The sequence below is a fragment of the Neorhizobium sp. 2083 genome, from assembly GCF_031455615.1.
Taxonomy (GTDB): domain Bacteria; phylum Pseudomonadota; class Alphaproteobacteria; order Rhizobiales; family Rhizobiaceae; genus Neorhizobium.
On sequence record NZ_JAVDTC010000003.1, the window covers coordinates 185,286 to 204,492 of the forward strand.

Annotated in this window: 19 protein-coding genes; 14 read left to right on the top strand and 5 right to left on the bottom strand. The window is 61.7% G+C overall.

Annotated features, from left to right (window positions below; translation table 11 throughout):
* Positions 1-21 precede the first annotated feature (21 nt).
* The 14 genes from J2X76_RS13645 (at position 22) to J2X76_RS13710 (ending at position 15,411) form a co-directional block, all read left to right on the top strand.
* A complete protein-coding gene (locus J2X76_RS13645; protein WP_310216938.1) occupies positions 22-1,572 on the top strand; it encodes an ABC transporter substrate-binding protein in 1,551 nt (516 codons plus the stop codon).
* A gap of 21 nt (positions 1,573-1,593) precedes the next feature.
* Positions 1,594-2,475: a dihydrodipicolinate synthase family protein gene (locus J2X76_RS13650; RefSeq protein ID WP_310216941.1), complete on the top strand. Its 882-nt coding sequence runs from the start codon at positions 1,594-1,596 to the stop codon at positions 2,473-2,475.
* 38 nt (positions 2,476-2,513) lie between these two features.
* Positions 2,514-3,473, top strand: a complete 960-nt coding sequence (locus J2X76_RS13655) for a nucleoside hydrolase (RefSeq protein ID WP_310216944.1) — start codon at positions 2,514-2,516, stop codon at positions 3,471-3,473.
* Positions 3,470-4,444 (top strand): nucleoside hydrolase, encoded by a 975-nt coding sequence (locus J2X76_RS13660; protein WP_310216946.1) that lies wholly within the window; start codon positions 3,470-3,472, stop codon positions 4,442-4,444. Before J2X76_RS13655 ends, J2X76_RS13660 begins: the two co-directional genes overlap by 4 nt.
* A gap of 5 nt (positions 4,445-4,449) precedes the next feature.
* Entirely contained in the window at positions 4,450-5,424 is a 975-nt protein-coding gene (locus J2X76_RS13665) for an ABC transporter permease (protein ID WP_113131672.1), read from the top strand.
* Entirely contained in the window at positions 5,424-6,362 is a 939-nt protein-coding gene (locus J2X76_RS13670) for an ABC transporter permease (RefSeq protein ID WP_310216951.1), read from the top strand. Before J2X76_RS13665 ends, J2X76_RS13670 begins: the two co-directional genes overlap by 1 nt.
* 3 nt (positions 6,363-6,365) lie before the next feature.
* On the top strand, positions 6,366-8,171 hold the full coding sequence (locus tag J2X76_RS13675) for an ABC transporter ATP-binding protein (RefSeq protein ID WP_310216953.1): 1,806 nt from the start codon (positions 6,366-6,368) through the stop codon (positions 8,169-8,171).
* 206 nt (positions 8,172-8,377) lie between these two features.
* Positions 8,378-9,178: a GntR family transcriptional regulator gene (locus J2X76_RS13680; protein WP_310216955.1), complete on the top strand. Its 801-nt coding sequence runs from the start codon at positions 8,378-8,380 to the stop codon at positions 9,176-9,178.
* A 236-nt stretch (positions 9,179-9,414) separates the two neighbouring features.
* Positions 9,415-10,614: an ABC transporter substrate-binding protein gene (locus tag J2X76_RS13685; protein WP_310216957.1), complete on the top strand. Its 1,200-nt coding sequence runs from the start codon at positions 9,415-9,417 to the stop codon at positions 10,612-10,614.
* A gap of 72 nt (positions 10,615-10,686) precedes the next feature.
* On the top strand, positions 10,687-11,556 hold the full coding sequence (locus J2X76_RS13690) for a branched-chain amino acid ABC transporter permease (protein WP_310216958.1): 870 nt from the start codon (positions 10,687-10,689) through the stop codon (positions 11,554-11,556).
* Entirely contained in the window at positions 11,549-12,556 is a 1,008-nt protein-coding gene (locus J2X76_RS13695) for a branched-chain amino acid ABC transporter permease (protein ID WP_310216960.1), read from the top strand. Before J2X76_RS13690 ends, J2X76_RS13695 begins: the two co-directional genes overlap by 8 nt.
* The gene (locus tag J2X76_RS13700; RefSeq protein WP_310216962.1) at positions 12,553-13,302 is read left to right on the top strand and encodes an ABC transporter ATP-binding protein; all 750 of its coding nucleotides are present in this window, start codon (positions 12,553-12,555) and stop codon (positions 13,300-13,302) included. The genes J2X76_RS13695 and J2X76_RS13700 overlap by 4 nt, the downstream gene beginning before the upstream one ends.
* Positions 13,295-14,047: an ABC transporter ATP-binding protein gene (locus tag J2X76_RS13705; RefSeq protein ID WP_310216964.1), complete on the top strand. Its 753-nt coding sequence runs from the start codon at positions 13,295-13,297 to the stop codon at positions 14,045-14,047. The genes J2X76_RS13700 and J2X76_RS13705 overlap by 8 nt, the downstream gene beginning before the upstream one ends.
* The gene (locus tag J2X76_RS13710; RefSeq protein ID WP_310216967.1) at positions 14,044-15,411 is read left to right on the top strand and encodes an aminomethyl transferase family protein; all 1,368 of its coding nucleotides are present in this window, start codon (positions 14,044-14,046) and stop codon (positions 15,409-15,411) included. The genes J2X76_RS13705 and J2X76_RS13710 overlap by 4 nt, the downstream gene beginning before the upstream one ends.
* A 157-nt stretch (positions 15,412-15,568) precedes the next feature.
* Here the strand turns inward: J2X76_RS13710 and J2X76_RS13715 are convergent, their stop codons facing one another.
* From J2X76_RS13715 to J2X76_RS13735, 5 genes are all read right to left on the bottom strand, one after another.
* On the bottom strand, positions 15,569-16,060 hold the full coding sequence (locus J2X76_RS13715) for a DUF305 domain-containing protein (RefSeq protein WP_310216970.1): 492 nt from the start codon (positions 16,058-16,060) through the stop codon (positions 15,569-15,571).
* Between the two features lie 529 nt (positions 16,061-16,589).
* Positions 16,590-16,793 (bottom strand): hypothetical protein, encoded by a 204-nt coding sequence (locus tag J2X76_RS13720; protein WP_310216971.1) that lies wholly within the window; start codon positions 16,791-16,793, stop codon positions 16,590-16,592.
* A gap of 250 nt (positions 16,794-17,043) precedes the next feature.
* On the bottom strand, positions 17,044-17,376 hold the full coding sequence (locus tag J2X76_RS13725; RefSeq protein WP_310216972.1) for a hypothetical protein: 333 nt from the start codon (positions 17,374-17,376) through the stop codon (positions 17,044-17,046).
* A gap of 137 nt (positions 17,377-17,513) precedes the next feature.
* A complete protein-coding gene (locus J2X76_RS13730; RefSeq protein WP_310216974.1) occupies positions 17,514-18,443 on the bottom strand; it encodes a 3-keto-5-aminohexanoate cleavage protein in 930 nt (309 codons plus the stop codon).
* A gap of 49 nt (positions 18,444-18,492) precedes the next feature.
* Entirely contained in the window at positions 18,493-19,206 is a 714-nt protein-coding gene (locus tag J2X76_RS13735) for an NAD(P)H-dependent oxidoreductase (RefSeq protein ID WP_310216976.1), read from the bottom strand.
* Position 19,207: the final 1 nt, after the last annotated feature.

Below are 19,207 nucleotides of genomic sequence, written 5' to 3' on the forward strand. Positions count from 1 at the left end.
AAACCCCGGAGGAGCTCCATCATGAAATTCCTTACGATCGCAGCCGCATTGGCAGCGTCAGTCTTTGCCGTACCGTTCGCAGCCCATGCGAAGGACCTGACCGTCGGTCTGGCCGCCTCGACCACGTCGATGGATCCGCAATTCTATGTCGTTGGCCCGAACAGCGCCATGGCGCGCAACATCTTCGACGGCCTCGTCAATCAGGACGCCAAGCAGCAGATCCAGCCGGCGCTGGCCGCGTCCTGGAAGACGATCGACGATACGACCTGGGAGTTCAAGCTGCGGCCGAACGTCAAGTTCCACGACGGTAGCGACTTCACGGCGGAAGACGTCGTCGCCAGCATCAAGCGCGTTCCGCTCGCATCGAAGAACAGCCCAAGCTCGTTCGCGGCCTATGTGAAGGCCATCACCGATGTCACCGCCGTCGATCCGCTCACGGTCCGCATCAAGACGGACGGCCCGACGCCGCTGCTGCTGAACAACCTCAGCCGCATCGCCATCCTGCCGGCCGAGATGGAAAAGACGACCACCGAGGACATGAACTCGGGCAAGGGCGTCATCGGTACCGGCCCGTTCAAGTTCGTCTCCTGGACGCCGGACGACAACGTTGTCGTCGCGCGCAACGACGGCTACTGGGGTGAAAAGGCGGCCTGGGACAAGGTGACGTTCCGCGTCTTCAAGAACGCCAGCGCCCGTGTCGCCGCCATGCTTTCCGGCGATGTCGACATGATCGAGAGCATTCCGACTGCCGATACTCGCAAGCTCCAGGCCTCCGACAAGCTGAAGGTCGTCAACGTGGCGGGCAACCGCATCATGTATCTGCACATGGACCAGGGCCGCGAGGAATCGCCTTTCGCCAAGGGACCGGACGGCAAGAACCCGCTGCTGAAGCCGGAAGTGCGCCGCGCGCTTTCTCTCTCGATCAACCGTGAAGCGCTCGTCGACCGCATCATGGACGGCCAGGGCGTGCCGGCCGGACAGGTCGTTCCGGAAGGTTATTTCGGTTATGACCCGGCCATCAAGGTCGATACCTACGACCCGAACAAGGCCAAGGAATTGCTGGCCAAGGCTGGTTATCCGGACGGTTTCTCGCTGACCTTCCACGCCTCGAACGACCGTTATCCGAACGACTCCAAGGTCGCGCAGGCGATCGGCCAGTTCTTCAGCCGCATCGGCATCAAGACGGAAGTCGTGACGCTGCCGGGCAGCGTCTACTTCACCCGTGCTTCCAATCTGGAATTCAGCTTCATCATGGGCGGCGCCGCAGTCGAAACCGGCGAAGCCTCCGGCGTGCTTGGCCCGATCCTCGAGACCTATGGCGAGAAGGCAGGGCAGGGCAATCGTGGTCGCTACTCCAACCCGGCGTTCGACAAGGCCTTGAGCGAAGCCCGCAGCACGCTCGACGATGCCAGGCGCGAGACGCTCCTGAAGAAGGCGACCGAGATCGCCATGACGGATCTCGGCGTCATCCCCGTCTTTTACCTCGCCAATACCTGGGGTCTCAAGAACGGCCTTTCCTATGAAGGCCGGTCGGATGCCTACACGCTTCCCTACTACGTGAAGCCGAACTGATCCGGAAAGCGGTGGTCGATCATGTCCTTCAGCGGTGTTTTTCCCTATCTCGTTTCCCCGATCGATCAGTCGGGTGCCGTCATGGAAGGTGTGCTGAAGGATCTGGTGGATCACCTGATCGACGCTGGGGTCCACGGCCTGACGCCGCTCGGCAGCACCGGTGAATTTGCCTATCTCTCCCAAGAGCAGCGGCGTCACGTCGTCGACACGGTAATCTGGGCCAATCGCGGCCGGGTGCCCGTTGTCGCCGGCGTGGCGTCTACGTCGACAAGCGATGCGGTTGCTCAGACGGAATATATGGTCGACGCCGGAGCCGACGGCATATTGGCTATTCTCGAGGCTTATTTTCCGGTCAGCGACGAGGGCGTAGAAGCCTATTTTACGGCGATCGCCAAGGCGGCCAGGGGGCGGCCGGTCGTGCTCTACACCAATCCGCAGTTCCAGCGTTCCGATCTCTCTCTCCCGGTGATCGAGCGCTTGAGCCGGGTCGAGAACATCCGCTACATCAAGGATGCCTCGACCAATACCGGACGCCTGCTTTCCATCATCGAGCGGACCCGCGGCCGGATGGAGGTGTTCGCTGCCTCCGCGCATATTCCGGCCTGCGTGATGATGATCGGCGGGGTCGGCTGGATGGCCGGTCCCGCCTGCATCGTGCCGCGCCAGAGCATTGCCCTTTACGAAGCGGCGAAGGCGGGCGACTGGGCAAATGCGATGGAACTGCAGCGTCCGCTTTGGCGCGTCAACGAGATCTTCGCGAAATATTCGATCGCCGCCTGCATCAAGACGGCGCTCGAGCTTCAGGGCTTTCCGGTCGGCGCGCCGATGGCGCCGCAGATGCCGCTCGGCGAGGCGGCCCGTGCTGAGATCGGCGCGGTTCTGCGGGATGTCGGAGCGCTCTGAGCGCCGGCATACGACCGATAATCAAGGGCAAATTCGACATGACTCCAATTCCGATCATCGTGGATTGCGATCCGGGGATAGACGACACGATCGCGCTTCTGACCGCCTTCGTTTCGCCGGAACTCGACATCCTCGGCATCACGCCCGTCTGCGGCAACCAGCCGCTCGAACGCACGGTGCGCAATGCCCTGCAGGTCTGCGAACTGGGCCGGAGGACGGATATTCCCGTTTATGCCGGTTGCTTCCGGCCGATGCTGCGCGAGCCGATCTACGGCCAGTTCCACGGCAAGACCGGGCTTGGCAACACGGTGCTGCCGGAACCGGTGAAGACGGTGGAACCCAAGTCAGCAGTCGATTTCCTGATCGATACCCTGGCTACAGCCGCGACGCTCCAGAAGCGCATCACCATCTGTTGCCTCGGTCCGATGACCAATCTTGCCGTGGCGTTGCGCATGAACCCGCAGGTCGCCGAGGGTATCGATCGCATCGTGATGATGGGCGGCGCCTATCGCGAGCCCGGCAACCGGACGATGACCGCGGAATTCAACGTGCTGGCCGATCCGCATGCCGCGCATATCGTGTTTTCGAGCGGTATCCCGATCGTTGCCCTGGCGCTCGATGCGACGCATCAGGTCATGCTGAAGCCGGAGCATGTCGCACAGTTTTCGAATGTCAGCGGCCGCATTTCGCAGACGCTTGCCGAACTCATGGCCTTCTGGGATCGCAACGACGTGCGCCGCTACGGCTCACGCGGCGGGCCTCTCCATGATCCGCTGGTGATCGCCTACCTTCTCGCGCCTCATCTCTTTACGACCGAGCGCGCCCGCGTGTTCGTCGAGCACGAGAGCGAGCTGTGCATGGGCCAGACCATTGCCGACTGGTACGGCAAGAGCGGCCTTGAGCCGAATGCGGATATCGTGACCAAGGTGGATGCCGAAGGCATCATCGCCTTTTTCCTCGATCGCCTTTCGCGTTACGCCGAAAAGGCGGTCGCATGAGCCGCCAACGGGTCATCATTGATGCCGATCCCGGCCTGGACGACGCGGCGGCCATCCTCATGGCGCTCGCGTCGCCCGAGATCGACGTGCTCGGACTATCGGTCGTCGCGGGAAATGTCCCCCTGCAAGATACGATGGCGAACGCCTGCAAGATCGTCGGCGTCTCCGGCCGCACCGATGTACCCGTCTACGCCGGCGCGGCCGGTCCGCTGGTCCGGGAGCAGGTGTTCGGAAAATACGCCAAGATCGGCGCGTTCAGCGATGACCTCGTCGCCCGCGGCGACATCGCGCCGTCGGAAGAAAACGCGGTGCGCTTCATCGTCAGGTCTGCGCGCGAAGCGGCCGAGGCCGGTGAACCGATCACCATCTGCGCCATCGGGCCGATGACCAATCTTGCGCTTGCCCTCATCCAGCACCCTGATGTGGCGCGCGGCATCCGGCAGATCGTGTCGATGGGCGGCGCCTTCACCGCGCTCGGCCACCGCACGCCCTGGGCCGAGTTCAATGTGCTCGCGGACCCGCACGCGGCGGAGATCGTCTATCGTTCCGGCGTCCCGGTCGTGGTGATGCCGCTCGACATGACCTTCCAGGCGCTGTTCACGGCGGAACACTTCAAGAGCTTCGGCACTCGCGGCGGTGCTGCAGGCGGTGCGCTCTACAATCTCTTCTCGACCTTCGATCGCAGTGACATGGCGCGCTTCGGGCGGCCGGGCGGGCCGATCCACGACGCGACGACGATCGCGTGGCTGATCAGGCCGGAACTTTTCACCAGCCGCAAGGCAACCGTCGGTACGCAGGTCACCGGGCTCACGATGGGCTATACCTATGCCGACTTCTACCAAAAGATGGACCGCACCCCGAACGCCACCGTGGTGACCGACGTGGACGAGGCCGGGTTCATCAATCTGCTGATCGAGCGCATCTCGCTTTATGGAAGCACTGCGCCCGGTCGCCAAACGCCGGGAGGCTGAAATCTATGAGCGGTTATCTCTTAAGCCGGTCGATCCAGACGGTTCTGACGCTATTGGTGATGTCGGTTCTGGTCTTCGTGGGCCTTTATCTCGTCGGCAATCCTGTCGATGTGCTTCTCAGCCCTACGGCGACGCCGACCGAACGCCTGCAGGTCATCCAATCCTTCGGACTCGATAAGCCGGTATGGGAGCAATATTGGTTGTTCCTCACCCGCGCATTGTCCGGCGACCTCGGCAATTCCTTTGTCTTCAACCAGCCGGCGCTGACGCTGATCCTCAAGCGCATGCCGGCGACGCTCGAACTTGCCTTCGTGGCCCTGGTCATCGGTCTTGTTTTCGGAATTCCGCTCGGCGTCTATGCGGGCCTCAAGCCGAAGAGCCTGATTTCCAAGTCGGTGATGACCTTCTCGATCCTCGGTTTCAGCCTGCCGACCTTCTGGATCGGCCTGGTGATGGTCATGCTGTTCAGCGTCCAGCTGGGATGGCTGCCGGCATCCGGGCGAGGCGCCACGGTACCGGTTTTCGGCGTTCCCGTCAGCCTCTTCACGCTGGACGGCCTGTCGCATCTTCTTCTGCCGGCGCTGAACCTGGCACTGTTCAAGATTTCCCTGATCATCCGTCTCACGCGCGCCGGTGTGCTCGAAACGATGCAGCTCGATTTCGTCCGTTTTGCGCGTGCCAAGGGCTTGCCGGAACGGCGGATCGTCACCGTGCATGTGCTGAAGAATACGCTTATTCCGCTGATCACGGTCATCGGGCTCGAACTCGGTTCACTGATCGCGTTCGCGGTCGTCACCGAAACGATCTTCGCCTGGCCGGGCATGGGCAAGCTCATCATCGACGCCATCGCCGTTCTCGATCGCCCGGTCATCCTCGCCTACCTGATGATCACCGTCGTGATGTTCAGCGTCATCAATCTCCTTGTCGACGTGCTTTATTCGATCGTCGACCCCCGCGTTCGTCTTGAAGGGAATTCGTGATGAGCCAGGATACGAATACCCCAAGTTCGGTCCATGTCGGCAGTGCAGCTACTCAGCTCCGGCCCTCCCGCTCGCCGTTCCGCCAGATGTTTTCCGCCCTCCTGCATGACAGGCTGGCGCTTGTCGGCATGCTTCTGGTTGTCATCTTCATTCTCGCTGCGGTGTTCGCACCCTTGATCGCTCCGCAGAATCCGTACGACCTGTCGCAGCTCGATATCCTCGACGGGCGCCTGTCGCCCGGTTCGCAGAGCATGAACGGTATGGTCTACCTGATCGGCACCGACGACCAGGGGCGCGATCTCCTGAGCGCCATCCTCTACGGGCTGCGCACCAGCATCCTCGTCGGCATTTCGAGTGCGGCGATCGCATTGGTGATCGGCGCCTCCCTCGGTCTCGTCAGCGCCTATGCCGGCGGCCGGCTGGATTCGTTCCTGATGCGCGTCGTCGACATCCAGCTCAGCTTTCCGGCGATCCTGATCGCGCTGATCTTCCTCGCTGTCCTCGGGCAGGGGGTCGACAAGATCATCCTGGCGCTGATCGTCACCCAATGGGCCTATTATGCCCGCACGATCCGCGGTTCGGCGCTGGTGGAGCGCAAGCGCGCCTACGTGGACGCGGCCCGGTCCATGGCGCTTCCCGACCGGCGCATACTCTTCAAGCACATCCTGCCGAACTGCCTGCCGCCGCTGATCGTCGTCGCGACCATGCGTGTCGCCTATGCGATCATGCTGGAAGCGACACTTTCCTTCCTCGGCATCGGCCTGCCGGTGACCGAACCGTCGCTCGGCCTTTTGATCTCCAACGGGTTCGAATACCTGCTCTCCGGCGACTACTGGATCAGCTTCTTCCCCGGCCTGGTCCTTCTGCTGCTCATCGTCGGCATCAACCTGATCGGCGACAGCCTGCGCGACATTCTCAATCCCCGGCGGGAAGGCTGAGACATGACCCATCCGATCCTTTCGATCTCCAATCTCAACACCGCGTTCCGCGTCGGCGGCGAATGGCGCAACGTCGTGCGCGACGTCAGCTTCGACATCGGCGCGAAGGAGACCGTCGCCGTGGTCGGCGAATCCGGCTCCGGCAAGAGCGTCACGGCGATGTCGATCATGCGGCTTCTGTCGCCCGGCAATTCGCGCGTCACCGGTCGCATCGACTTCGAGGGCAGGAACCTGCTCGACCTGCCGCTCGATGAAATGCAGTCGATCCGTGGCAACCGCATCGGCATGATCTTCCAGGAGCCGATGACCAGCCTCAATCCGGTGCTGAAAATCGGCCAGCAGATCACCGAAGTCCTTGTCCATCATCGCGGCATGTCGCATGCGCAGGCCGAGGCGGAAGCCGTCCGGCTCTTGGAGAAGGTCCGCATCCCCTCGGCGAAGTCACGCCTCAACGAATATCCCATGAACTTCTCCGGTGGCATGCGGCAGCGCGTCGTCATCGCCATCGCGCTCGCCTGCGATCCGAAGCTCCTGATTGCCGACGAGCCGACGACGGCTCTCGACGTCACCATCCAGGCGCAGATCCTCGAACTCATCAAGGCGCTGCAGGAAGAGGAGGGCATGTCCGTCCTTTTCATCACCCACGATATGGGCGTGGTTGCGGAAATCTCCGACCGCACCGTGGTCATGTATCGCGGCGATGCCGTCGAGACCGGCACGACGCGGGAGATTTTCGCCGGGGCCAAGCACCCTTATACGCGTGCGCTTCTCTCCGCTGTGCCACAGCTCGGTTCCATGACGGGGCTTGACCGGCCGCTGCGCTTCCCGCAGGTCGACATGGCGACCGGCGATATCCAGCCCCCTCAGCCGACGGCGGATACGGTGAAGCGCGATGCCGCGCCGATCCTCAAGGTCAACGATCTGGTGACCCGGTTCGACATCAAGAAGGGCTTCCTGCGCAGGACGGTTGGCCGCATTCACGCCGTCGAAGGCGTCTCGCTGCAGTTGCGGCAGGGCGAGACGCTTTCGCTCGTCGGCGAATCCGGCTGCGGCAAGTCCACGACCGGCCGTTCGATCATCCGGCTGACGGATGCGAAGTCCGGCACGATCGAGATCGACGGCAAAAACGTCCTGGGAGCCGGCAAGTCCCAGCTGGCGGACATCCGACGGGAAGCGCAGATGATCTTCCAGGATCCGTTCGAAAGCCTCAATCCGCGCATCCGCATCGGCGATGCGATCGCCGAACCGATCGTCACCCATGGACTGGCCAATGCTGCTGAAGCGAGGGAACGGGTGGCTGAGCTGCTCGAACGCGTCGGCCTTTCGGCATCGATGGCGGACCGCTTCCCGCATGAATTCTCCGGCGGCCAGCGGCAGCGCGTCTGCATTGCCCGCGCTCTTGCTCTCGAACCGAAGCTGATCATCGCCGATGAGAGCGTGTCGGCGCTGGACGTGTCGGTCAAGGCGCAGGTCATCAACCTGATGCTCGACCTGCAGGAGAAATACGGGCTGGGTTATCTCTTCATCAGCCATGACATGGCGGTGGTGGAGCGGATCAGCCACCGGGTCGCGGTCATGTATCTCGGCGAGATCGTCGAAATCGGCTCGCGGCAGGCCGTCTTTGAAAATCCGCAGCACGATTATACCAAGCGCCTGATGGCGGCGGTGCCGATCGCCGATCCTTCCCGCCGCCAGACGCGCCGGATTTCCAACGACGAGATCAAAAGCCCATTCCGCGCTGCCGATTACGTCCCGCCGAAGCGTTCTTACGCCGAAGCCGGCGATGGCCACTTCGTACAGGTCGCATAAGGTTAGGCAGAAAACGCGATGTGACGTCGTATGCGGCTCAACGGTTGACGGATAAACAGGAGGGTTCCCCCCGCCGACTATCAACTGCCGTCGATCCAGTTCCTGCGCTTGTCCTTCCTTCTCAGGGGCTTCATATGTGGAAGGTCGAAGGCAGTCATGGACGGTTCGACTAAGCGCAGGCCACATCTCTCGATAGGATGGTGCATATGACCACCGAAGTAACTCCGGCAGCCGAAGAGAAGCAGGAGAGCCGCCAGCGGCATGTCATAGACACGTTGCGCGCCTGGGTGGTCGATGGAAAGATCGGTCCTGAGGAAAAGCTGTCGGAATCAAGCCTTGCGGAAGCGCTCGGCGTTTCGCGCACGCCGATCCGCACCGCGCTCGCCATTCTCGTCGAGGAAGGCGTTCTGGAACGCACCGGGCCGCGCGGCTACCGCGTCAGGACCTACAAGGTGGCGGAGGTCAAGGAAGCGATCGAGTTGCGTTCGATCATCGAGGCCTATGCCGCAAAGAAGATCGCGTCCGCGGGGCCTTCGCAGAAACTCATCGCCGAGCTGAAGGCATGCCTGCGGGAGGGGGATGACATCTTCAGTTCCAACGCGGAACTCCATGAAAGGGAAGCGCGCTATGCCCGCATGAATTCCCGGTTTCACGGCCTCATCCTGGAAGCCGCGGGCGTCAGCATCGTCCCGCAGATCATCTCGCTGCTGGATCGCGTCCCCTTCGGTTCCCCCGGGGCCATCCGGTTCGACGATATCGCCAAAGGCGACCGCATCCAGCATCTGCACCAGGCGCATTGGCAACACCATCACATGGTTCTGGCCCTGATCGCAAAGGATGTCTCGCGCGTTGGCCGCCTGTTCCAGGAGCACGGGGAAGGCGTCAAGATCAGCCTCGGTCTCAGCCCGGGGCCGTTCAATCTCGGCCCTTCCCGGCTGCTGCCGATCGTCGATCCGGAAGCAAACGCGGCTGATATCGCCGCGTTCCTCAAGAAAGATGATACATAACATTCCATAGTTTGCATCCAAAGATAATGTTAATGCGAATTTTTTGCGTTAATAAGGTGGAATTGCGCGCTAAATATTCGTCATTGTATCCAAATTAAAAATGACGTAGGCTGGTGGTCACAGGCGTCGAGGAGGCGTTTGCCGGAGGACTGCTTATTTTCACCTGCATATACCCGTGGCTGCATGCGCAGCCGCAGCGATGATCCATGTCTTGAGCTTTGGGGGGAGGAGACCTCATGAAAATTTCAGGAGCATTGAAGCATCTTATTGGGATGGCGCTGTTTGCGACAGGCATGGCGGTGTCCACGGTCGCCACGGCGGATACGATCAAGGTCGGCGTCCTGGGCTCGTTTTCCGGGCCTTACGCTCCCTGGGGCGTGCAGTTCCGCAATGCGCTCGACCTCTATCAGGAGCAACACAAGAGCAAGGCCTCCGGCCATGACGTGGAACTGGTCTATCGCGATGTCGGCGGCAATGAGCCGGCGCGCGCCAAACAGCTCGCGCAGGAGCTCGTGGTGCGCGATGGCGTGCAGTACATCATAGGGCTCGAATTCACGCCGACCATTCTGGCTGTAGCCGACATCGCGACGGAGGCGGAGGTCCCGACGATCAACCTCAATTCAGGCACGTCATCGGTGACGCGCGCTTCGCAATTCCTGACGCGGACCGGCTTTACCCAGTGGCAGGTCGCGGCCCCTGCCGGCGAATACGCCTTCGACCAGGGCAAGAAGACCGCCGTCATCGTTTCGGCCGATTATGCGCCCGGCAAGGATGCGCTCGACTCCTTCCGCTACGGCTTCGAGAAGAAGGGCGGCAAGATCCTGCAGGAGATCAAGGTGCCGCTCGGCACGACGGATTTTTCGACATACCTGCTGCGCCTCCAGGAGGCCAAGCCGGATGTGGCGCTGGTCTTCATGCCCGTCGGGCCGATGTCCGTCGGCTTTCTCAAGGCCTATGTGGATCGCGGGCTGCTGAAGGCCGGCATCGACGTCTATGTCGGCGCCGAAGCACAGGAAACCGATCTCCCGGCACTCGGCGATGCGGCGGTCGGCATCCATTCGGTCTTCACCTACAGCCCGTATCAGGACAATCCGGAAAACAAGGCTTTCGTCGAGGCGCTGACCAAGAAATACGGCGCCAAGGGACTGCCCAATCTGGCGACCGTCGCGGCCTATGACGGTCTGGCGCTCGTCTATCACATGATCGACGCGACCAAAGGGCAGAAGGATGGCAAGGCGGCGATGGAAAGCATCAAGGGCCTGACGATCCAGAGCCCGCGCGGGCCGATCACCATCGATGCGAAGACACGCGACATTATCCAGAACGTCTATCTCCGCGTCGTCGAAAAACGTGCGGACGGCATGCTCGTCAACAAGACGCTCGCCACCCAGCAGGCCGTGAAGGATCCGTGGAAGGAACTCAACCCGGCTAAATAAGTCGGGCTGGTTGCTTGAACCGGCTCTCATCCGAGTCGAACAATCGTTGAACTCGAACGAACGGGAAGATCGATGCCGTCGCTATCGACCTTGCTATCCTTGTTCATAGATGGGGCGTCCTACGGAATGATCCTGTTCCTGATCGCGTCCGGCCTGACGGTGACACTCGGGATCATGCGGATCATCAATCTGGCGCATTGCGGTTTCGCGATGATCGGCGGCTATGCGGCGCTCGCTCTGACCTCCTGGATGGGCTTGCCGCTTCTCGTCGCCCTGCCGATCGCCATTCTCCTTACCATGGCGATCGGCTTCCTTCTCGAACAGACGATCTACAGGGTCGTCTACCGGACGCACGAGTTCGGACAGATCCTGATGACGCTCGGCCTCACCTATCTGATGGTCGCGACGATCAACCTGATCTTCGGTTCGCTGATGCAGAATATCCCGGTGCCGGAGCCGCTGAGCGGCGTCTGGCTGGCCGGCGGGCTGACCGTTTCGAAATACCGCATCTTTCTCGTTGCAGTCAGCGCCGGCGTTGCCCTGCTGTTGTGGACGACCTTCGAATGGACCATGTTCGGCACAAGGTTGCGCGCCGCGATAGACAATCCGCGCATGGCGCGCGCTTGCGGCATTGATGTCGGACGGCTCCTGTCGATTGCCTTTGCGGCGGGCTGTGGGCTGGCCGCACTGGGCGGGGTGCTCGGCGCTCAGATGCTGCCGCTGGAACCCTTCTATGCGCTCAAATATCTCGTCCTGGTGCTGATGGTGGTGACCGTCGGCGGACTTGGCAGCCTGAAGGGATCGCTGGTCGCGGCACTCGCTCTCGGGCTGATCGACACATTCGGGCGATATTTCCTGCCGGAACTGGGGGCCTTCGTCATCTACGTCACCGTTTTCGCGTTCCTGCTGATCCGGCCGAGGGGGCTTTTCCAGAATGCGTGAACTCCGCGACCCCTCCGCCTTGCTGGAAATGCGCTCGGCGCTGCGAACCCATCGTCTCGGCTGGTTCGAAGTCGCGATGCTCGCCGTTTTTGCAGCAGTCTATTACCTGCTGCCCGGTTATCTGCCGCTTGCGACCCAGGTGGCGATCATGATGATCTTCGCCATCTCCCTCGACCTGGCGCTCGGTTATGGCGGCATCGAGACCCTTGGCCACGCGGTGTTTTACGGCATCGGCGGTTATGCGGCGGGCTTCTATGCCCTGTATGTCTGGCAGGAGCCGATTTCCGGCTTGCTGGTGGCGGCCCTGGCTGCCGGCCTGTTCGGCGTGCTCAGCGGTATCGTGGTGCTGCGGGCGAAAGGGCTGACACTGGTGATGCTGACGCTCGCCTGCGCGACCATGGTGCACGAATTCGCCAACAGCATTCGTGCGATCACCGGCGGCGATGACGGCTTGAGCGGATACAGGATCGACCCGGTCCTCGGCCTGTTCCGCTTCGATCTTTTCGGCCGCACGGCCTATGTCTACAGCGTCTGCGTCCTTATCGTCGTTTTCCTGCTGGCGCGGATCGTCGCCAACTCGAATTTTGGCCTTGTCGCGCGCGGCATTCGCTCCAACTCACAACGCATGCAGTTGCTGGGCGTGCCGGTCCTCAATCGTCTGGTCCTCCTTTATGCAGTTTCCGGCGCGCTCGCCGGCATCGCAGGCGCGCTTTCGGCCCAGGTTACCAAGCTTGTCGGCCTCAATACGCTTGCCTTCACGCTTTCGGGCAATGTGCTGATCGTGCTGATCCTTGGCGGGATCGGCCGGCTTTATGGTGCGGCGATCGGCTCGATCGTCTTCGTCGTGCTGTCGGACCGGGCCGCGGCGATCGACCCGTTCAATTGGCTCTTCATCCTGGGCGGCCTGATCGTGCTCGTCGTCTGGCTGGCGCCGGACGGCATTGTCGGCCGCTTTTCGGCGCTGACCTGGCAGTTCCGCAAACAGGAGCGCAGGCCATGAGCTTCGCGCTGGAGATACGAAACCTGAAAAAGGCCTTCGGCGGCCTGGAGGTGACGCGCGATGTCTCGCTCACACTCGCAGCCGGCGCACGCCACGCGCTGATCGGGCCGAACGGTGCCGGCAAGTCGACACTCGTCAATCTGATCACCGGCGTGCTGAAGCCGAATGCCGGGGAGATACTGCTCGGCGGCCGGGAGATCGGCAACCTTTCCCAGGCGGAGCGGGTGAAGCGCGGGCTTGCCCGGACCTTCCAGATCAACTCGCTGTTTTCGACCATGACGGTCGCCGAGAACGTGGCATTGGCGATGATCGCACATGACGCGACGGATGCGCGGCTTCTCGGCGATATCAGCAAAGATGCGCGGCTCTCGGCGCGGATCGAAGAACATCTCGTCCGCCTGAACCTCGCGGAGACCGCCGATCGATTGGTCTCGAGCCTCTCCTACGGCCAGCAGCGCATTGTCGAAGTGGCGCTGGCTCTGGCGCTTCAGCCGAATGTGCTGCTCCTCGATGAGCCCGCGGCCGGGCTCGCCGCCAAGGATGTCGAGATATTGCTCGGCCTATTGAAGGGCCTGCCAACGACCGTATCGGTGCTGATCATCGAGCACGACATGGACCTCGTTTTCCGTTTCGCTGAAACGATCACCGTCCTGGTCGACGGGCAGGTCCTGATGACAGGATCGCCGGATGCGGTGCGCGGGGACCAGCGGGTCCGTGATGTCTATCTGGGGCGGCGCCATGGATAAGCTGCTTTCCGTCGAAGCCATCCACGCCGGTTACGCGACCGCACGCGTGCTGCATGACGTGACATTCTCGCTGCCGGAAAAGAGCACGCTGGCGCTGCTTGGCCGCAACGGCGTCGGCAAGACGACGCTGATCGAGACGATCATGGGGTTGGCCGTCCAGACGGCCGGCCGCATCGCTTTCCGCGGTCGCGATATCAGTACAATGCAGCCGCACCATCGAAATGCTGCAGGCATGGCGCTGGTGCCGCAGCAGCGTGAAATCTTCCGCTCGCTGACGGTCGAGGAAAACCTGAAAGTCGCAGCCCGCCCGGGCGAATGGACGCTGTCGCGCATATACGACCTGTTTCCGCGCCTCTACGAACGTCGCACCAACGGCGGCGGCCAACTTTCCGGCGGCGAACAGCAGATGCTGGCGATGGGCCGGGCGCTTGCCGGCAATCCGTCGCTGCTTTTGCTGGACGAGCCTTTCGAAGGCCTTGCCCCGGTCATCGTCGATCTGCTGGTCGATGCCATCAACCGTATCCGCACCGAAGGGGCGATCGCCTCGATCGTCGTCGAGCACCATGTCGATCTCGCGCTCGAACTGGCCGACGCGGTGATCGTGCTCGATCGGGGGCGAATTTCCTGGAGCGGTTCGAGCCCGGAGCTCAAGGCGGCTCCGGATCTGATGGCGTCCCTGATCGGGCTCGGCACCGGCGGCGAACAATTTCCTGAAATCGAAACCAGAATGGATGGAGCAGAATGAAAACCTTAGAGGATAGAATCCAGGCGGCGGGCAACCCCGCCACGATGCTGCAGAACGCGCAGACCGGCCGATATCAGTTCCCGGTCCCGCCGGAATTCACCAACTGGATCGAGGAACAGCAGGCATGGCGGCAGAGCGTTGCCCTGATGGATCAGTCCTTCCATATGACAGACCTTTATGTCCGCGGCCCCGATGCGCTGAAACTCGTCTCGGATCTTGCGGTCAACAGCTTCGCCAACTTTGGCCGCAACAAGGCCAAGCAGATCGTCTGCTGCAATCATGATGGCTATGTGATCGGCGACGCGATCATCTTCGGGCTGGAGGACGACGAGTTCAATATCGTCGGCCGGCCTGTCCTGCCGAACTGGATCCAGTATCATGCGGAGACCGGCGGTTATAAAATCACGATCGAGCGTGATGAGCGCAAGCTCGACAATCCGGAAAAGCCGCGCAAGACCTACCGGTATGAGGTGCAGGGACCGGATGCATTGAAGCTCCTCGAAAAGGTCAACGAGGGCGGGCCGCTGACCACCAAGTTCTTCAACATGGGCGAGATTATCATTGCCGGCTGCAGGGCGCGCACGCTTTCGCACGGCATGGGCGGCGCGCAGGGTCTGGAGCTCTGGGGACCGTTCGAGGACGGTGCCAAGGTGAAGGCAGCGCTGCTCGAGGCCGGCCGCGAATTCGGGTTGAAGCAGGTGGGCGCGCGCGCCTATTCCTCGGCGGCTGCCGAATCCGGCTGGGTGCCTTCACCGCTGCCGGCGATCTTCTCCGGCGAAAAAATGAAGGCCTATCGAGAATGGTTGGCAGCCAACAGTTTCGAAGGTGTGTCCTCGCTCGGCGGCAGCCTTTCGAGTGAAAGGATCGAGGATTACTACCTGACGCCTTGGGACCTCGACTACGGCCGTGTCGTCAAGTTCGATCACGACTTCATCGGCCGTGAAGCCTTGGAGAAGATGGCGAACGGCCCGCATCGCCGCAAGGTGACGCTGGTCTGGGACCGGGACGATGTGCTCAGAGTGTTCGGTGGCATGATGGAGGATGGCGATCCGCCGAAATACATGGAGATGCCGTCCGCCTATTACGCGACGCATCCCTATGATCGCGTCCAGGTGGACGGCAAGGATGTCGGCATCTCGATCAGTCCGGTTTTCTCGTCCAACGAACGGGCCTGGATCTCGCTCGCCATCCTGCCGGAAGAGCATTCGGTGCCGGAAACCGCGGTAGACGTCATATGGGGCGAACCGAATGGCGGGACCGGCAAGCCGAATGTCGAACGGCACCGCCAGGTCTTCGTCGGCGCCACCGTGCATCCCTGGCCGATCCACGAGGCCTCGCGGAAGTTCTATCGCTCGCAGCGCTAATATCGCCGGGTGTGGTGTGAAGAGCATCCCACCACACCCGCACCTCCCGATAGGGCATTGCCGCCGTCGTGGCGTTCCTGGCATCCGACGAAGGTCGCTGGATCACCGGCCAGATCGTCGAGGCAAGCGGCGGTTACAAGCTCTGAGCTCGACTTGGCTATTCCTGACGGACGAGGCGAGCTTTGATCGCATTCATCTGTTCGATTTCCCGGCGCTGACCTTGTGAGATTTCGGAACAGAGCTTGGTCAGTTCCGGATCGTCGAGAGATGCCTTCCGGCACATGAGGATCGCACCGGAATGGTGCGGGATCATGGAGGCGATGAACTGGCGATCGCCTATAAAGGCTTGGACGCGCGTGCCTGCGAAGGCGGCGACGAACAGGATCACGAGGAGGAGGTAAATTCCGACGTTCAGCCTCTTGTTACCGTACATATGTCCCATGGTGGCCAGCATGATGACGCCCATTGGGGCCACCATTGTCAGCGCCATGTATAGCATGTTGAAATTGTTGCGGAAATCGTTCCAGCCGTCGATCATCGAGAACATGACGAAGTACATGACAATCAGGCTGAGAACCATGTTGACGGCGAACATGGCATAGGGGTGCCAATTCATTCCTTGATGTTGCGTATGGTGTTGATCACGCATTCTGGACCTCCTTAGGGTAGAGGGCACCCGCCGCGATGGCGGAGAGCTTCGGTCGGCAGCGCCGCGTTTAGGAGTATCCGGTCCCAACATCGGCTGGCCGGTTCGGTTCCTTTCATCACTGAATTGCATGGAAGGATACCAATACAATCGACAGTTAGCGACCGGCTGCTGCAGGAGTTCGACGCAGCACATTGTTGCGGCCCCGGCCGCGGAGCCGTCCGCCAGTCAGAGCTCTATGCCGCGCGTCTTCAGCTGAAGCGACTTCAATGGCTCGGGGCCGCCGCCGGTATGCTTAGCGGATGGAACCTGTGATGGTCGGGTCAATCTTATCGAGTCGCTCCCAAGCCAATGAAGCGCCGAATAGAAGAACCGCGATCAGGGGGATGACGAGAAGTACTGCATAGCCTGGGACACGCATGACAAACTCCACCAGCAAACGAGCCGGTAGAGATGCGCGGCAATTGTTGACGGAAAGTTAATTGCGTCTCGTTTTTGCACAGGCTCGTTTGGATCGCGTATATCCGAGCGGCTAGTCTTCTTCTTCCGCGTCCATCGCAAGCGCCGTCGCAAGGGAGCCGAGAGCAAACGGTGCGCCTAGGCTAAAAACATATAGCCAGACGCCTATCCAGGACTGCGGGAACCCGGAATGCCTCAGCAGCGAGATCGCGGCCAGCGCGCCGACGGCGAACCCGGCAATCAGGTGGTGAAGCATAAAGCGGACGAGTAGCGGCATGGCAGCCTCCTGCTCGTCTAACCCGTCTCAGACGAAGAAGTTGCCGCCATCGCAAGAATATTCGACGCAGCCAGGTACGCGTGTCGTCCTGATCTCGAGGCCCGCGGCAAGCGGAAAAGACGACGCCTTTTCTCGTCACGTATCCCTTTCGCTTCCGCGCGTTTCGCTGATCGAGCAGGAGGATGACGGAAGTCGAATAAACGTAAAGCCCTGGCCGCAAGGCCAGGGCTTCCATCGCGCGAGTACAGGATCAGCAGCGGTTTGCCTGAGCCGTGGCGGCATTCGAGCCGGAATTCGAGGCCGGAGACCCGGCCGAACCCTGTTGCGTGGGAGTAGTGACACAGCCAGAATTGGTGCTACCCGCGTTGTTGGCGTTGCCGCCGCTGGACCCGGTCGTATTGGCACCCGTGGTTGCGCCCTGGGCGCCGGCCGTTCCGGTTCCGTTGCCGGACGAACCGCTGGTCGTGCCGGCGGAACCTCCGGTTCCACCGGACCCGGACCCGGAGCCGCCCGAAGCGCCCTGCGCGAAAGCAGATGTTGCAAGACCGAATGCAAGAGCACTCACCGTCAGAATTTTCAGCATATGCGTTTCCTATGGTTTGCTTGTACCCCGTAGCCAACTGTCTGCCCCAAAGGATGTTCCCTTGAGCGAACGAGTATTGTGATATGTGCCGAAAATCGGGATACCCAGGTCGCCGTCCTGCCAACGGACAATCCGTGTCAGAAGTCGACGCGGTCGCCGCCCTTGAGTTTCAGGATATCGCGGGCCTCATCCGGCGTGGCGATCTCATATCCAAGGCCTTCGATCAGGTCGCGGGCCTTGGAAACCTGCTGTGCATTGCTCTCGGCAAGCTTTCCGGGGCCGATCCAGAGCGAATCCTCAAGTCCGACGCGAACATTGCCTCCCATGGCGACGGACATGGCCGCTATGCTCATCTGGTTGCGGCCGGCGCCGAGAACGGACCAGTTATAGGCATCGCCGAACAGCCGGTCGGCGGTGCGCTTCATCATCATCACGTCTTCCGGATGGCTGCCGATGCCGCCGAGCAGGCCGAAGACGCTCTGGATGAAGAACGGCGGCTTCACCAGCCCGCGATCGACGAAATGGGACAGCGTGTAGAGATGGCCGATATCGTAGCACTCGATCTCGAAACGGGTGTTGTTGTTGGCGCAGGTGGTGAGGATCTTCTCGATATCCGCAAACGTGTTCTTGAAGATGCGGTCGCGCGAGCCTTCCAGATAGGGCTTTTCCCAGTCGTGCTTAAATTCCTTGAATCGGTTCAGCATGGGGTAGAGGCCGAAATTCATCGTGCCCATGTTCAGCGAAGCGACTTCCGGCTTGAAGTGAGCGACGGGATGCAGGCGTTCGTCGACGGTCATGGTGGGCGCGCCGCCGGTGGTGATGTTGATCACCACGTCCGATTTCTGCTTGATGACCTTGAGGAAGGGCGAAAAGGCTTCGAGGCTCTGGTCCGGCCGCCCGTCCTGCGGGTTGCGGGCATGGAGATGGACGATCGCGGCGCCCGCTTCGGCCGCGCCGACCGCGGCATCGGCGATCTGCTCTGCCGTGATCGGCAGATGCGGCGACATGGACGGCGTATGGATCGAGCCGGTCACGGCACAGGTAATGATGACTTTGCGGGCGGGCATGCGAAATCTCCTCCAGATCCCGTGGTGAATTCGAGTTCAGGCCGCGTTTTCAGGCCTGCCGGGTCCAGGCTCCGGGTTCAGCGAGCAGCGGCGCCGTTTCCTGTGGTCCGGCGGTCGGGCCCTTGCCGAGCATGGTGATGAGACGGTCGCTGAAGGTTTGCAGGTAGCTGGCGCGGACCTCCGGTTCGACACGCGGTGCGGCGTAGCAGACAAAGGGTTCTTCCGCCGCCAGTCCCATGTAATCGAGGGTCAGGCGTTGGATCGGCCAGAGAACCTTGTCGATCTCGCCATAGACGCCTTCCGCGGTGAAACGGGCCGGCGTGCCGCCGGTCGTCACGCAAAGCAGGCTGCGCTTGGACTGGAACAAACCACTGTCGAAACGACGACCGTCGACATAGGCGAAACCATAGGCCAGCACGCGGTCGATCCAGCCTTTGAGGATGGCCGGCGGGCCGCCCCACCAGAGCGGGAAGAGAAAGACGATCGCATCCGCTGCCGCGACACGGGCCTGCTCGCGGACGATTTCGTCCGCAAAGCCGGACGTCCTGGCCGCATGCAACTGTTCGTTCTGGTAATGGAACCGCTTCGTATCGGCGGCGTCGAGAAAGTCGTGCCGCCCGGCGACCGGGTTGAACCCTTCCGCATAAAGGTCGGACACGATCGCGTCGTGCCCGCCTTCCCGGATAGCCTCCACCGCCGCGTCTTTCAGCGCGGCGCAAAAGGACGAGGGTTCGGGATGTGCGTAGACGATCAGAACCTTCATG

Coding starts and splice junctions, on each gene's coding strand:
- J2X76_RS13645 (WP_310216938.1), top strand. CDS start 22: ATGAAATTCCTTACGATCGCAGCCGCATTGGCAGCGTCAGTCTTTGCC.
- J2X76_RS13650 (WP_310216941.1), top strand. CDS start 1,594: ATGTCCTTCAGCGGTGTTTTTCCCTATCTCGTTTCCCCGATCGATCAG.
- J2X76_RS13655 (WP_310216944.1), top strand. CDS start 2,514: ATGACTCCAATTCCGATCATCGTGGATTGCGATCCGGGGATAGACGAC.
- J2X76_RS13660 (WP_310216946.1), top strand. CDS start 3,470: ATGAGCCGCCAACGGGTCATCATTGATGCCGATCCCGGCCTGGACGAC.
- J2X76_RS13665 (WP_113131672.1), top strand. CDS start 4,450: ATGAGCGGTTATCTCTTAAGCCGGTCGATCCAGACGGTTCTGACGCTA.
- J2X76_RS13670 (WP_310216951.1), top strand. CDS start 5,424: ATGAGCCAGGATACGAATACCCCAAGTTCGGTCCATGTCGGCAGTGCA.
- J2X76_RS13675 (WP_310216953.1), top strand. CDS start 6,366: ATGACCCATCCGATCCTTTCGATCTCCAATCTCAACACCGCGTTCCGC.
- J2X76_RS13680 (WP_310216955.1), top strand. CDS start 8,378: ATGACCACCGAAGTAACTCCGGCAGCCGAAGAGAAGCAGGAGAGCCGC.
- J2X76_RS13685 (WP_310216957.1), top strand. CDS start 9,415: ATGAAAATTTCAGGAGCATTGAAGCATCTTATTGGGATGGCGCTGTTT.
- J2X76_RS13690 (WP_310216958.1), top strand. CDS start 10,687: ATGCCGTCGCTATCGACCTTGCTATCCTTGTTCATAGATGGGGCGTCC.
- J2X76_RS13695 (WP_310216960.1), top strand. CDS start 11,549: ATGCGTGAACTCCGCGACCCCTCCGCCTTGCTGGAAATGCGCTCGGCG.
- J2X76_RS13700 (WP_310216962.1), top strand. CDS start 12,553: ATGAGCTTCGCGCTGGAGATACGAAACCTGAAAAAGGCCTTCGGCGGC.
- J2X76_RS13705 (WP_310216964.1), top strand. CDS start 13,295: ATGGATAAGCTGCTTTCCGTCGAAGCCATCCACGCCGGTTACGCGACC.
- J2X76_RS13710 (WP_310216967.1), top strand. CDS start 14,044: ATGAAAACCTTAGAGGATAGAATCCAGGCGGCGGGCAACCCCGCCACG.
- J2X76_RS13715 (WP_310216970.1), bottom strand. CDS start 16,060: ATGCGTGATCAACACCATACGCAACATCAAGGAATGAATTGGCACCCC.
- J2X76_RS13720 (WP_310216971.1), bottom strand. CDS start 16,793: ATGCCGCTACTCGTCCGCTTTATGCTTCACCACCTGATTGCCGGGTTC.
- J2X76_RS13725 (WP_310216972.1), bottom strand. CDS start 17,376: ATGCTGAAAATTCTGACGGTGAGTGCTCTTGCATTCGGTCTTGCAACA.
- J2X76_RS13730 (WP_310216974.1), bottom strand. CDS start 18,443: ATGCCCGCCCGCAAAGTCATCATTACCTGTGCCGTGACCGGCTCGATC.
- J2X76_RS13735 (WP_310216976.1), bottom strand. CDS start 19,206: ATGAAGGTTCTGATCGTCTACGCACATCCCGAACCCTCGTCCTTTTGC.